Genomic DNA, 13488 nt, shown 5'->3' on the forward strand with positions numbered 1-13488 from the left:
TGGTCGCAGGCGGGCTCAGACCAGGGGGATGACGACCTCGTCCTCGACCGGCGGGTTCAGCTCCTGGGCCAGGTTGCCGGTCGCCGCATGGCAGCGCAGCCGGACCGCCTCCGGTGAGACGTCCAGGCGCAGGAAGCACTTGAAGAACGGCGGGCTGTAGGTGGCCGAGCCGGGCGAGAACAGCTGGGTGTAGATCTTGCGCACCGGCAGCCGGAAGCGTGTGCGGTGCTCCGGACGGCTGCCGGAGCCCAGCAGGGAGGCGATCAGCCGGATCCGGCGCGTCACGCGCACCTGCGGACCCGGCGTGCGGGTGGGCGGGATGCCCAGCCGCTCGGCGACGACCGCCTGGGCCTCCTCCTCGGTGAGGGCGAAGAAGCGGCGCAGCCGCAGCCGGCGCCCGTAGAGCCTGCTGTAGAAGGCCAGGGAGTCGCCGCGCAGCGGATAGCAGCGGAAGTCGCCTTCCGTGACGCCGGCGACGGACACCCGGGGGATGGTGTGCGTGGCGTGCATGAAGGCGCCCCCGCCGCCCGCGACGACGTACTGCAGGGTCCGGCCGTCCGCGAGGCGCACCGGGTAGCGCTGGTAGTTGTGGATGTCGCCGCCTATCGCCGCCACGAAGTGGTGTGCGGGCGCGCTGACGATGTCGTCGACGGTGCCGCCGCCCTCGATGGGACAGGGGTGGTGTTCTCCGTCGACGTACAGGGGCGAGCCGGTGATCAGGATCTTCGGGCGCGGCCCCTGGGACACCTCGCGCAGCCAGGCGCCCTGTTCGGCGTCCAGGACGCCGAGGAGCCCGGTGTCGATCCCGATGATCCGGACCGGCCCGGCGTCGATCGCCCAGTACGGGCCGGGCTGCACGGCCTGTTGGACGGCCTCGCCGCGCAACGCCCGTGCCCGCGCGAGGTGTCGGCCGTCGTCCGGGCGAGGCCGGTGCCAGAGCAGCGAGCGCAGCCAGGCGCGGCTCGGGGGGCGCGGGGCCGGCTCGGCGGGCAGGGCCGGGGCGTCGCCGCAGAAGACCCGCATGAACGCGCCGAGGTCCTCGTACCAGTCGTGGTTGCCCGGTATCGCGTAGATCGGGGCCCGGTAGTCGCGGTACGGGCGGAAGAACTTGGTCTCGTAGTCGTCGGCGCTGCCGACCGGGTAGATGACGTCACTGGCCAGGACGGCGAACGACGTGCCCTGACCGACCCTCAGAAAGCCCGGCACCACCGCGTATTGCGGATCGTCGCCCTCGCCCGTGTCGCCGATGACCATGAAGGAGAACTCGTCCGGCTCGGTGCGCCGGATGATCTTGTCGGCCGGGGCGCCGGCGGACTCCCGCTGTGCCACCAGGCGGCCGCGGGTGCGTCCCGTGGGGTCGCCGAACCAGGAGGCGAGCACTCCGTTGCGGGCGGCCCACAGCAGCCTGGGGTTCAGCCACGAGATCTTCTCGACCCTGCCGGGCATGAGCCGGCGGTACGCGCCACGGTCGGCGTCGCCCCAGCCGGCGCCCGCGGCGGTATCGCGTGAGGAGTCAGACACCGGTGCACCGTAGCAATGATCCACGGGCGGCAGGAGGGCGGGTGACCGGCGGCGACGCGGTGCGCGGCGGGCGGGCGCGCCCCGTCGCCCACTGGTTCCGCGACCGGGCGCCGTGGAGCGCGCCCGCAGCCCCGACTCGGCGAGGAGTGAAGGCTGTTGCCGTGGGGAGAATGTCCATGGCCGAGGCGGTGGCGAGCGCACGGCGCGCCCCTGGCGGATCGTGCGCCGGGGCCGCCCCCGGGCCCCGTCCCTGTGGCCGTCGGACAGCGAACGCACAGGGCGTTCACAGCACGGCCGGGTGCACACACGTCGGACGCGTCCCGAACCGAGGGATAACCCTTGAAGCATCCCGGGCGGGCTGACATGCCACCGACAAGCCTGTCATTCTCCCTCCCAACTGCCGCACACCAGCGGCATGGTGCCCCACCTGTTCACGGTCCCGCACCGCTCAGCTCGTCCCGGACAGCACACCCGTCTGCCCGGTCTGTCACCGGCCGATCCCACCGGCCGCAGCAGTAGGAGAACGAGTGAGACCCAACCCCCGCAAGCGGACCGCGGTCGGAGCAGCCCTGCTCTCCACCGCCGCCCTCCTGGCCCTCGGAGTCCAGTCGGTTCCGGCGACCGCGGCGCCCGCAGCCCCCCACCCCACCCCCCTGCGCACCGGCGGCCTGCCCGCCGGCCTCACGCCCGCCCAGCACGCCGGCCTGATCAGGAACGCCGAGGCGAAGACGGCGCAGACCGCGCAGTCCCTGGGCCTGGGCGCCCAGGAGAAGCTGGTCGTCAAGGACGTCGTGAAGGACAACGACGGCACCGTGCACACGCGTTACGAGCGCACCTACGCGGGGCTGCCCGTGCTCGGCGGCGACCTCGTCGTGCACACACCCCCGGCTTCGTCGGCCGCCGGCACGGTGAGCACGACCTTCAACAACAACCGCCGTACCGTCTCGGTCACCTCCACGACCGCCGCGTACAGCAAGGCGGCGGCGGAGACCAAGGCGCTCAAGGCCGCCCGGGCGCTCGACGCGAAGGACCCGGCCGCCAAGAGCGCCCGCAAGGTGATCTGGGCCGGCTCGGGCGCCCCGAAGCTCGCCTGGGAGACCGTGGTCAGCGGGCTGCAGGACGACGGAACGCCGAGCAAGCTGCACGTCATCACCGATGCCGCCACCGGCACCGAACTCTCCCGCTACCAGGGCGTCGAGACCGGCACAGGCAACACCCAGTACAGCGGCGCGGTCAGCCTGTCCACCACGCTGTCCGGGTCGACGTACCAGCTGTACGACACCACGCGGGGCGGTCACAAGACGTACAGCCTCAACAACGGCACGTCCGGCACCGGCACGCTGATGACGGACGCGGACGACGTGTGGGGCACGGGCTCCGGCTCCAACACCCAGACGGCCGGCGCGGACGCCGCCTACGGCGCCCAGACCACCTGGGACTTCTACAAGAACACCTTCGGCCGCAGCGGCATCAAGAACAACGGCGTCGCCGCCTACTCCCGCGTCCACTACGGCTCGGCGTACGTCAACGCGTTCTGGGACGACGACTGCTTCTGCATGACCTACGGCGACGGCACCGGCAACACCCATGCGCTGACCTCGCTGGACGTGGCCGGCCACGAGATGAGCCACGGCGTCACCTCCAACACCGCGGGCCTCGACTACACCGGTGAGTCGGGCGGCCTGAACGAGGCCACCTCCGACATCTTCGGTACCGGCGTGGAGTTCTACGCCAACAACTCCTCCGACGTGGGCGACTACCTCATCGGCGAGAAGATCGACATCAACGGCGACGGCAGCCCGCTGCGCTACATGGACAAGCCCAGCAAGGACGGCGGCTCCGCCGACAGCTGGTACTCCGGCGTCGGCAACCTCGACGTGCACTACTCCTCGGGCCCGGCCAACCACATGTTCTACCTGCTCTCCGAGGGCAGTGGCACCAAGACCATCAACGGCGTCACCTACAACAGCACGACCTCCGACGGCGTCGCCGTCGCGGGCATCGGCCGGGCCGCCGCGCTGCAGATCTGGTACAAGGCGCTGACGACGTACATGACGTCCAGCACCGACTACGCGGGCGCCCGCACCGCGGCCCTGAACGCGGCCGCGGCGCTGTACGGCTCCAGCTCCACCCAGTACGCCGGCGTCGGCAACGCGTTCGCCGGCATCAACGTCGGCGGTCACATCACCGTCCCGTCGACGGGCGTCTCGGTCACCAACCCGGGCGGCCAGACCTCGAAGGTCGGCACCGCGGTGAGCCTGCAGATCTCGGCGAGCAGCACGAACAGCGGCTCGCTGACGTACGCCGCCACCGGACTGCCCGCGGGCCTGTCGATCAACTCCTCGACCGGCCTGATCTCCGGCACGCCGACCACGGCCGGCTCCTCCAGCACCACCGTGACGGTGACCGACTCGACCGGCGCGACCGGCACCGCGGCCTTCACCTGGACGGTCAACCCCTCCGGCGGCGGCACCTGCACCGCCACACAGCTGCTGGGCAACGCGGGCTTCGAGTCGGGCAGCACCACCTGGACCGCCTCCAGCGGAGTCATCACCAACTCCAGCAGCCAGGCGGCCCGCACCGGCTCCTACAAGGCGTGGCTCGACGGCTACGGGTCGACCCACACCGACACGCTCTCGCAGTCGGTGACGATCCCGAGCGGCTGCACCAACACCACGTTCACGTTCTACCTGCACGTCGACACCGCCGAGACCACCGCCGCAACTCAGTACGACAAGCTGACGGTCACGGCCGGATCGACCACGCTGGCCACGTACTCCAACCTGAACGCGGCCTCCGGCTACGTGCAGAAGTCCTTCAGCCTCGGGTCCTTCGCGGGCTCCACCGTGACCCTGAAGTTCTCCGGCGTCGAGGACTCCTCTCTCCAGACCAGTTTCGTCGTGGACGACACCGCCGTCACCACCGGCTGATCCGTTCCCGCTGACGACGGCGTCCCGCCCACGGATGGTCCGTGGGCGGGACGCCGTCGTGTCCGCTCAGCTCAACGGGTCGAGCGTCAGGTACGCCTGGAGCGGAGAGCCGTCGTGGACGAGCGACTCCTGGTGTCCGACGTCGTCGAAGGCGAACGCGTACGCCTTCCCGTCGGCCATCTGCGCGTGGATCTTGCGTGCGTAGTGGTTGGTCACCGTGTCCTGGTAGAAGTTCGCCGTCGTGGTGTCCGGCTGTGCGGGGTTCACCAGCAGCGTGGAGCGGTTGAAGCCCGCGCACAGGGTCCGCGAGATCGGCCCGCGCACGGCGTCGTTCGGGGCGTCCAGCAGCCGGTGACAGCCGAACACACTGGCCGCGTCCGGCTTCTGGAAGCTGGTGACGACGGCTCCGGAGGCGTTGGTGAAGTTCATGACCCCGCCCGAGACCCGGCCGTAGTACTTCGTGCCCGGCTGGTCGGCGAACGGGGTCACGGTCAGCGTCGTCGTCGCGTATTTCTGCCACACACGGTTGACGTAGTCGTCCATGACGCCGGCCGGGAGCGCCCCGGTCTCCACCCCGTACAGGGGGGAGAGCGCACGCAGCACGGTGCCGTCGGAGCGGGTCTGGATCAGGTTCGCCCAGCCGCCGGGCTGGCCGCGCAGGGCGTTGAAGAAGCCGGTGTAGCCGCCGGGCTTGAGATGTCCGGTGCTGACGGTGACCCCGTCGGAGCGCTGCACCCCGACCGCGTACGGCGCGGAGAACATGTCGACCTGGGTGCTGTTGAGCCAGAGCCCGGAGTCGTTCAGCGTGTACTCCGACCAGTTGAACAGGATGGCGCGGTTGGGGTCGCTCGGGTTCTGCACGGCCGGCTGCACCAGCCCGCCGGTGGTCAGCCGGAAGTCGAGCTTCTGCCCGTACGAGAAGTAGATCCGGCCGGAGAACTTGGGCATCCGGATCGTGGTCGACCGTCCGGCGGCCGGTCCGGCGATCGACGCGTCGGGCGCCGGGGTGGGCGGGTTGCCGCCCGCGGGCCAGGCGTGGAAGCCGCCGTTCGCGTCCGCCCAGCCCTGGCGGCCGGACGACAGCTGGGTGCCGAGGTTGTACACGTAGACGGGCTCGCCGCGGCCCGAGTTGTTGGTGATCTTCAGTGGGACGGTGTCCGGGACGGCGGCCCGGGCGACCGGCGGGGGTCCGAGGGTGAGCAGTGCGCCGACGAGGGCGACCGCTCCCAGCAGTCTGAAGGTGATCCTTGTGAGCACTCTCCACCTCCGTGCGGGGTAGGCCTGTGGGGTTGGTCCGTACCATCCTGAGAGCGCTCTCAACGTCGCATCGGGTTGTGCCCATGTCAACGATTTCAACAAAAGAGGACGCCCGCGGCCGCTCCGGGCCGCGGGCGTTCCGGGCGGGCCGAGGGTGGCCCGTGATCCGGCGGACGGTTCAGAAGGCCCGCTTCAGCAGGTCCAGCAGCGCGACCCAGTGCCGCTCGGCAGCCGCCTCGTCGTACGCGGAGGTGTCGGCCTGCGTGTAACCGTGCTCGGCGCCGGCGTAGACCTCGCAGGTGTGCCGGACGCCGGCGGCCGTGAGGGCTTCCTCGAAGCGCGCGATCTGCTCCGGCGGCAGACCCCGGTCGTTGTCGGCGTGACCGAAGTACACCTCGCACGTGATGTGCTCCGCGGCCAGGTGCGGGCTGTCCGGCGCGTCGGTGACGAGACGGCTGCCGTGGAAACCGGCCGCCGCCGCGATCCGGTCCGGGTGCGCGCCGGCGGTGGCCAGGGTGAGCCGGGCGCCCATGCAGTACCCGGTCACCGCGACCGGGCCGTCCGCGACCAGGGGGCTCTCCTCCATCCACCGCAGATACGCGTCGGCGTCCCGGACGATCAGCTCGGGGGTGAGCGCGAGCACGTACGGGTACAGCGTCTCGAAGATCTCCGGGCGCGCCGCGGGGTCGATGAACTCGGGCAACTCCATCACGGGGGCGCGTCCGTGACGGTAGAACAGGTTGGGGACCAGCACCGCGTAACCGGCTTCGGCCAGCCGGTCGGCCATCGCCCGCAGGTGCGGACGCAGTCCGAAGGCGTCCTGGTAGAGCAGCACGCCCGGGCGGGGCGCGCCGTCACCGGGGCGGGCGAGATAGGCGTCGGCGACGCCGTCCTCGGTGGTGATGTCCACTGCTGTTCCCTGTACGGCGGTCATGGGGGAAGCCTCTCTGCGCGGCGCACGGCGACGAGTGGTCGAGCGGGCCCGGCGGGGCCGGGCGGGTGACACGGGCTCATCGTTGCACGCAGCATTCATCCGATCGCGAGGGCCCCCGGCCAGGTCCCGCTACTCGAACCGCGAGGCGTCGCCCGCCCCGCGCCGCACGATCTCGGCCTCTCCCTCGGAGAAGTCGATCACCGTCGTCGGCTCGGTCCCGCAGTCCCCGGAGTCGAGCACGGCGTCCACCACGTGATCGAGCCTGTCCTTGATCTCCCAGCCCTGGGTCATCGGCTCGTCCTCGCCGGGCAGCAACAGGGTGCTGGACAGCAGCGGTTCGCCGAGCTCGGCCAGCAGGGCCTGGGTGACGACGTGGTCGGGGATGCGCACGCCCACGGTCTTCTTCTTCGGGTGCTGGAGCATGCGCGGCACCTCCTTCGTCGCCGGGAGGATGAAGGTGTAACTGCCGGGCGTCGACGCCTTGATCGCGCGGAACACGTCCTTGTCGACCCGGACGAACTGTCCGAGCTGCGCGAAGTCCTGGCAGACCAGTGTGAAGTGGTGGCGGTCGTCGAGGTCGCGGATGGACCGGATGCGGTCGATGCCGTCCTTGCTGCCCAGCCGGCAGCCCAGGGCGTAGCAGGAATCCGTCGGATACGCGATCAGCGAGTCCGCCCGGATGGCGGCCGCGACCTGGGAGATGGTGCGCGGCTGGGGGTTGTCGGGGTGCACGTCGTAGTACTTCGCCATTGGCTGAGCTTATGCCGTGCCGAGGGACGGGACCGCGCTGGACCGTCCCGCGGACGTCGACCGGCCCGGACTCGACCGGCCCGCGCCGGACCCGGCGGCAGTGGCGCGGCCGCCCCGCGCCTCGGCCCGCCCCGCCTGGTCCAGCGACTCGGCCTGCGTCGCCGTCGACTCCTCCTGCGCCGCCGTAGGGGCGTCGCCCGTCGCGCTCGGCCCGCGGAGGCCCGGTGATGCGGCCTGCTGTGCCGGCCTCGGCGGCGAGGCGGCGGTGCGGGGCCCTGGCGCTACGGGATGCCGCGGCCCGGCGAGGGCAGCGGGGTGAGGGGCGGCGCGACCGCCGGGCAGGGGCCACGGCCTGGGCGGTGGGCGGACACGCGGCGCTCGGGTCCCGGCCTCGGTCTTCCCCGGGGAGGCCGAGGCGGACTCGCCCCCCTGGCGGTCGGGCACCTCGACCTGCCCCGGCGTACGCGGTCCGCGCGGCCCCCGGCCCGCGCGGCCGGACCTGTCGGAGCGCTCGCACCCCGTGTCCGTTCAGCCACGCCGCCGGACCGGCATCGGCCGCGTATCCCGACCGGGGTCAGCCGCGCCACCGAACCAGGATCAGTCGCGCAGGCGGACCGGGATCTCCCGCCAGCCGCTCGCGATGAACGAGGGCACCTGCCGCAGATCGCCGGCCGTCGTGTCCAGCCGCAGCCCGGGGAACCGCTCGAACAGCGCGGGCAGCGCCGTCAGCGCCTCCATGCGGGCCAGGGGCGCCCCGATGCACCGGTGCACGCCGATCCCGAAGGCCAGATGGTCCTCCGCGCCGCGGGCCGCGTCGAACTCCTCGGCGTCCGGACCGTAGTGGGCGGGGTCCGCGTTCGCCGCCGCGTAGGTCGTGATGATGGCGTCGCCGGCCGGGATCGTCACGTCCCCGACCTTCAGATCGCTGACCGCGAAGCGCAGCGGCAGCGTGGCGATCGACGGGTACAGCCGCAGCGTCTCGTCCACGACGGCGTCCCAGCCGATCTCGCCCCGGCGCACGGCCGCCAACTGCTCGGGCCGGCGCAGCAGCGCCACCGTCGCGTTCCCGACGAGGTTCACGGTCGTCTCGAATCCGGCCCCGATGACCAGCAGCAACGTATAGAGCAGCTCCTCGTCGCTCAGCCGGTCGCCCTCCTCGTCGCGCACCCGGATCAGCTCGGTGGTGAGGTCGTCGCCGGGCTGCTCGCGCTTGTGGGCGATGAGCGAGCCCAGCACCGTGCCGATCTGCTCCTGCACGAACGCGGCGTGCTCCGGACTCGGATCGGAGGTGTCCATGATCGCCGCGATGAGCCGGCCGGTGGCCGGCCTCAACTCCTCCGGAATGCCGAAGAGTTCGCAGATGATCCGCATCGGCAGAGGGTGGGCGAACGCGGCCCTCAGATCCACTGCCTCCTCGCTGTCACCGCCCTGGTCGAGGGCGTCGAGCAGCTCCGTGGTGATCGCCTCCACGCGCTCGCGCAGCGCCTCGGTGCGCCGGTGGGTGAAGCTCGGCGCCACCAGCCGCCGCAGCCGCGCGTGGTCGGCGCCGTACGTGGACAGCATGTTGATCACGCCGACCCAGCCCAGGATCCAGCCCCAGGAAGGGTGCTCGCCCAGCTCCGGCCAGTGCCGCCAGTGCCGTCGGGGATCCTTGCTGACCCGCGGATCCAGGATCAGCGCCTTGAGGGTGTCGTACCCGGTGGGCGCCCAGGCCGGAATGCCGCCGGGCAGCTCGACGGGCACGATCGGGCCGAGGGCGCGCAGCCGGGCGCTCTCGGCGTGCACATCGGCGCCGAACGGGTCGAGGGCGATGCGGTCGGTCACGGTCACGGACGGGCTCCTTGCGACGGGGAGGAGGCGGCGGGTGCGGTGCCGGGGGAGCGCGGGCTGAAACGGACGGGCAGCGCGCTCAGCGAGCGGTGGAACGGGCCCGGCCGCCACGCCAGCCGCTCGCGGGGCAGCACAGGGTCCAAGTCGGGCAGCCACTGGGTGAGTTGCTCGATCGCCTCGGTGACGAGCAGCAGTGTGTGCTGCTTGACCGGACAGGCGTGCGCCCCGGCGCCCCACGACAGATGCGAGGCGTCGGCGGGATGCCGGCCGGAGACGTCCTCCCGCTCGGCGAACCGCCCGAGCGCCCCGTACGAGACCACGACCGGCACCGCCTCGCGCAGCCACACCCCGTGGAAGGAGACGGGCCTGCGGACGTAGTAGACGCCGTAGTTCGCCAGCGGAGTCTCGTGGTGCAGCACCTCCACCACCGCGTCCATGACCGGACGGGCGCCGCTGGTGAGCGTGGAGTAGTACGCGGGGTTGCCCAGGATCCTGGACAGGGTGTTCGACAGGAGGTTGGCGGTCGGCTCGTACCCGGCGCCGAGGGTGAGGAACACCTGCCAGGTGACCTCCTCCCGGGTCAGTCCGGCCGGATGGTCCAGCAGATGGCTGGGCAGGTCGTCGCCGCGCCGGCCGGCCTTGGCGGCGATGAGCTCCAGCACGTACTGGGCGTACTGCGCCTCGCCCTCGGTGGCCTGCGCCCCGCCCTCCATCATCTTGCCCAGGCCCTCGTTGAGCCGGTCGCCCTGGCTGTCGGGCAGCCCGAACAGGTCGTTGAGCACCAGGGCCATCAGCGGGCGGGCGAAGTCGGCGACCAGGTCGGCCTCGCCGCGCGGACCGATACGGCCGGCCAGCAGCCGCACCGCCCGGTGCACCCGCCCGCGCAGGTCGTGCGGTTCGACCAGGTCGAAGACGTCGATGAGGGTGGTCCGGTAGCGCAGGTGCTCCGCGCCGTCGGAGAACAGGGCGTTGGGCCGCCACCGCATCATGCCCAGCACCGGCGAGTCGGCGGGCACGGTGGCCTCCCAGGCCCGCGGATCGTGCGAGAACGTCTCCGTGTCGTGCAGCACGTCCAGCGCAGCCCGCCGGTCGGTGACCACGTATGCGGACACCCCGGGCGCCAACTCGGCCCATCCGACGACCCCTTGGGAGCGCAGCGCGGTGTAGTAGCGGTGCGGGTCCGACGCGAAGCCGTCCTCCCACAGCCGCACGGGTACGGTGCGCGTGAAGTCGCGCCGGTCGGCGGGAAAGACGGTCACCGGGCCTCCAACGGAAAGCGTCCGACGAGATGGTCGACCAACGCGAGCAGCGCGTCGACCGAGGAGTTCGCGTCGCGGGCGTCGCAGGTCACCATCGGCGTCCCCGGCTCCAGGTCCAACGCCCGGCGCAGCCGTTCCTCGCCGTAGTGGCGCGGTGCGTCGGGGAAGGCGTTGAAGGCCACCGCGTACGGCAGTCCGCTCTCCTCGACCAGCCCCAGCACGTCGAACGACGCGTCGAGCCGACGGCTGTCGACCAGGACGAGCGCCCCCAGCGCCCCGTGGGCGATGTCGTCCCACAGCGCTCGGAAGCGCTCCTGTCCGGGCGTGCCGAACAGGTACAGCACGACGTCGCCGGGCAGACTGATGCGGCCGAAGTCGATGGCGACGGTGGTCGTGGACTTCTCCCGCACGCCGGCCAGGTCGTCCACCCCCGCGGACGCCTCGGACAGGGGTTCCTCGGTGTGCAGCGGCCGGATCTCCGACACCGAGTCGATGAGGGTCGTCTTGCCCACCCCGAACGGTCCCGCGACCAGGATCTTCACCAGGTCGCGGTCGGTGTCGGGCAGGTGGACGGCGCCGGTGGCGCCGGCGCTACCGGCGGAGCTTGAGGGCGCGGAGGCCATCGGCCACTCTTTTCAGCAGATCGGGGTCGTACCGTTCGGCGGGCGGAATCGGGGCGCGGGCGAGGACCAGGTCCCGGTCGACGAGGTCGGCCGCCAGCACCCGCACGGCGGAGACCGGCAGCCTGAGCAGCGCCGCCGCCTCCACGACGGCGAGCGAACCGCCCTCCAGACTGTCCAGCAGGGCGAGTTCGGCGGCGGGGAGGCCTGCGGGCGGCGGCTCGCCGCTGCGGGCGAGCACCGAGAGCCGCTCCAGGTGCGGGCGGCTGGGCCGGGCCACGCCGCCGGTCGACAGGTAGGCGGGAACCAGGGGGCGGCCGGCCGGGCGGTCGGTCATGCCGGAGGGTTGTCGTCGGCTCCTCGGGCCGCGGCCGCCATGGCCTTCTCGCCCAGTCGTGCCACCTGCGAGTGCAGCCGGTGCGCCAGCAGGTCCAGCCGCACCTCCGCGTCGCCGTACGCGGCCACGCAGGTGCCGTGGTCCGTCGGCACGATCAGCACGTATCCGTGGTCGGACTCGATGACGATCTGCCGTACCTCGGCGCGCTCCCGGTCGGCGAACGCGGCCGCCGCCGTGCGGCAGGCGCCCTGCACGGTGCTGGTGATGGCGGCCACCCGCTCGGCCGAGGGCTGGGACAGGGCGTCGGTGTACCCCGTCACAAGACCGTCCCGGGTCAGCATGACGGCGGCCAGCACATGCGGCACCTGGAGGATCGGCTCCAGCACCCATGCCGTGTCGCCCGTGTTGCGGCTGGTCATCTGGCCGCGCCCCCTTCGTCGTCGGTGTGGTCGGTGTGGTCGTTCCGGTCGGTGTGGCCGGCCGCGGCGTCCGGGTGGGCGCTCTCGCCGGGGTTCCCGGCGGCGGCGCGCGCCGCCGCCGTGCCGGACTGCAGCGCGCCGAGGGCGGCCGCGGCCTCCTCCGGGCGGCGTGCGGGACTGCGCGCCGGCGCGGCTGCCGGTGTCGGCGCCGGCGTCCTCGTGCGGCGCCGTCGCTGCGGCAGTCCATCGCCGTCGCCGTTGCCGTCCCGCGATTCCCGGTGCCCGGGCGGCGCTTCCGGGGCGCCGGCCTCCGTCCCGTACGCGTGGGCGGGGGTGGGGGCGGCGGGCCGGTCGGGGGCGGTCCTGCGCGTGGCGCGCGTGGTGCGCGAGGCGCTGGCGGCCGGCGGCCGGTCGGTCGGGTCGAGGTGACTGAGGAGGTGGCTGTCGACCCGCAGCACCGCGCGCACGCCGCCGTAGGGGGAGGCCGAGGAGAGGTCGACGCTCAGGTCGAACTGCCTGGTCAGCCGGCCGATCGCGGCGAGGCCCATGCGCGGCGGGTCGCCGAGGTCGGTGAGCAGGATGGGATCGTCGCCGGCCACCAGCCGCTGGGCGCGGTCCCGTTCGTCGTGTGTCATGCCCAGGCCCGCGTCGTCGACGGTGACGCACACCCCGTGATGGACGTGCTCCAGGCTGACCGTGACGTCGGTGTCGGGGGAGGAGTGCCGGAGCGCGTTGTCGAGCAGCTCCGCGACGATGACGGCCACCGGCTCGACGGCGTGCGAGACCAGGGCCGTTCCGGGTTCGAGGTGGTTGTGGACCTGTACCCGGTGGTAGCCCGCGAGCCGCGCCTGGCCGCCGGTCACCGCATCCACCAGGTGCGACTCCTCGCGTGCCAGCCCCACCCAGGCGCCGCACACCACGGCCGCGACCTGCGCGCGGCGCAGCGACTGCTCGTTCTCGTGGTCCAGCCGGAACAGGGTCTGCGCCAGTTCCGGTTCGTCGTAACGCTGTTGGAGGCCGCGCAGCGCGTCCTGCAGCCGGTACAGGGCCGCCTGGATCTCCCGGACGGCGCCCCGCATGCCGGCCTGCGCCGCGGCGTCGATCCGGGTGCGCTGGGCGGCGGCCTCGGACTGCAGCGCCAGCACCACGTTCTCCAGGGCGATGCCCAGCGGGGTGCCGGCGGTGAGCGGCTGGAGGGGTCCCGGCACGGACAGGTGCGGGTGGGCCACCTGACGGGCGGCGGCGGGCACGCGCTGCGTGGCCAGATGCTCGACCTCGGCCGTGAACGCCCGTGCGGTGCCGTCGAGTCGGGTGCGCAGCGCGGCGATCTCCGCGAGCTGCCGGTTCTGTCGCCGCCGTGAACGCACCAGCCCGCCGCCGAGGGCGAACGCGGACAGGGTGCCGGCGGCCAGGGCGCCGGCCACGAGGTCCGGTAATTCGATCATGGATTCGGTTCCAGGGGAGGTCGGGCGGCGTCGCGGCGTTCAGGGCAGGGGCGGTTCCGGCGGGCTCGGATCGGGCACTCGCAGCACAGTACACACCGTCATTGATCGATCCCGCACGGTCGAGCCGGACTTGGCTCGGAAAGTGCCCGGTATCTGTTCACTTCTGCGTCGACTGTCGGAATTGCC

Annotated in this window: 11 protein-coding genes; 1 reads left to right on the plus strand and 10 read right to left on the minus strand. The window is 72.4% G+C overall.

What is annotated here, in order from left to right; all coding sequences use genetic code 11:
- Nucleotides 1–15 precede the first annotated feature (15 nt).
- Nucleotides 16–1521 (minus strand): metallophosphoesterase, encoded by a 1506-nt coding sequence (locus tag BG482_RS18930; protein WP_069770252.1) that lies wholly within the window; start codon nt 1519–1521, stop codon nt 16–18.
- Nucleotides 1522–2048: 527 nt separating this feature from the next.
- Between BG482_RS18930 and BG482_RS18935 the strand changes: the two genes are divergently transcribed.
- Nucleotides 2049–4451, plus strand: a complete 2403-nt coding sequence (locus BG482_RS18935) for a M4 family metallopeptidase (RefSeq protein ID WP_069770253.1) — start codon at nt 2049–2051, stop codon at nt 4449–4451.
- A gap of 66 nt (nt 4452–4517) precedes the next feature.
- Here BG482_RS18935 and BG482_RS18940 read toward each other — a convergent pair whose 3' ends face one another.
- The 9 genes from BG482_RS18940 to BG482_RS18980 form a co-directional block, all read right to left on the minus strand.
- On the minus strand, nt 4518–5708 hold the full coding sequence (locus BG482_RS18940; protein WP_069770254.1) for a glycoside hydrolase family 64 protein: 1191 nt from the start codon (nt 5706–5708) through the stop codon (nt 4518–4520).
- A 178-nt stretch (nt 5709–5886) separates the two neighbouring features.
- A complete protein-coding gene (locus BG482_RS18945) occupies nt 5887–6642 on the minus strand; it encodes a dienelactone hydrolase family protein (protein ID WP_069770255.1) in 756 nt (251 codons plus the stop codon).
- A gap of 129 nt (nt 6643–6771) precedes the next feature.
- Nucleotides 6772–7392, minus strand: coding sequence for an L-threonylcarbamoyladenylate synthase (locus BG482_RS18950; protein ID WP_069770256.1), 621 nt, complete (start codon nt 7390–7392; stop codon nt 6772–6774).
- A gap of 597 nt (nt 7393–7989) precedes the next feature.
- Nucleotides 7990–9222 (minus strand): cytochrome P450, encoded by a 1233-nt coding sequence (locus BG482_RS18955; protein WP_069770257.1) that lies wholly within the window; start codon nt 9220–9222, stop codon nt 7990–7992.
- Entirely contained in the window at nt 9219–10481 is a 1263-nt protein-coding gene (locus BG482_RS18960) for a cytochrome P450 (protein WP_069770258.1), read from the minus strand. Before BG482_RS18960 ends, BG482_RS18955 begins: the two co-directional genes overlap by 4 nt.
- On the minus strand, nt 10478–11104 hold the full coding sequence (locus BG482_RS18965; protein WP_069770259.1) for an ATP/GTP-binding protein: 627 nt from the start codon (nt 11102–11104) through the stop codon (nt 10478–10480). Before BG482_RS18965 ends, BG482_RS18960 begins: the two co-directional genes overlap by 4 nt.
- Entirely contained in the window at nt 11073–11438 is a 366-nt protein-coding gene (locus tag BG482_RS18970; RefSeq protein ID WP_069770260.1) for a DUF742 domain-containing protein, read from the minus strand. Before BG482_RS18970 ends, BG482_RS18965 begins: the two co-directional genes overlap by 32 nt.
- Entirely contained in the window at nt 11435–11857 is a 423-nt protein-coding gene (locus BG482_RS18975; RefSeq protein WP_069770261.1) for a roadblock/LC7 domain-containing protein, read from the minus strand. Before BG482_RS18975 ends, BG482_RS18970 begins: the two co-directional genes overlap by 4 nt.
- Entirely contained in the window at nt 11854–13302 is a 1449-nt protein-coding gene (locus tag BG482_RS18980; RefSeq protein ID WP_069770262.1) for an ATP-binding protein, read from the minus strand. The genes BG482_RS18975 and BG482_RS18980 overlap by 4 nt, the downstream gene beginning before the upstream one ends.
- Nucleotides 13303–13488 lie beyond the last annotated feature (186 nt).

The sequence above is a fragment of the Streptomyces sp. LUP30 genome (genome assembly GCF_001746365.1).
GTDB lineage: Bacteria > Actinomycetota > Actinomycetes > Streptomycetales > Streptomycetaceae > Streptomyces.

Excerpts from the sequence above, each read along its gene's own strand:
- BG482_RS18945 (WP_069770255.1), bottom strand. The coding sequence starts at position 6,642 with ATGACCGCCGTACAGGGAACAGCAGTGGACATCACCACCGAGGACGGC.
- BG482_RS18950 (WP_069770256.1), bottom strand. The coding sequence starts at position 7,392 with ATGGCGAAGTACTACGACGTGCACCCCGACAACCCCCAGCCGCGCACC.
- BG482_RS18965 (WP_069770259.1), bottom strand. The coding sequence starts at position 11,104 with ATGGCCTCCGCGCCCTCAAGCTCCGCCGGTAGCGCCGGCGCCACCGGC.
- BG482_RS18970 (WP_069770260.1), bottom strand. The coding sequence starts at position 11,438 with ATGACCGACCGCCCGGCCGGCCGCCCCCTGGTTCCCGCCTACCTGTCG.
- BG482_RS18975 (WP_069770261.1), bottom strand. The coding sequence starts at position 11,857 with ATGACCAGCCGCAACACGGGCGACACGGCATGGGTGCTGGAGCCGATC.
- BG482_RS18980 (WP_069770262.1), bottom strand. The coding sequence starts at position 13,302 with ATGATCGAATTACCGGACCTCGTGGCCGGCGCCCTGGCCGCCGGCACC.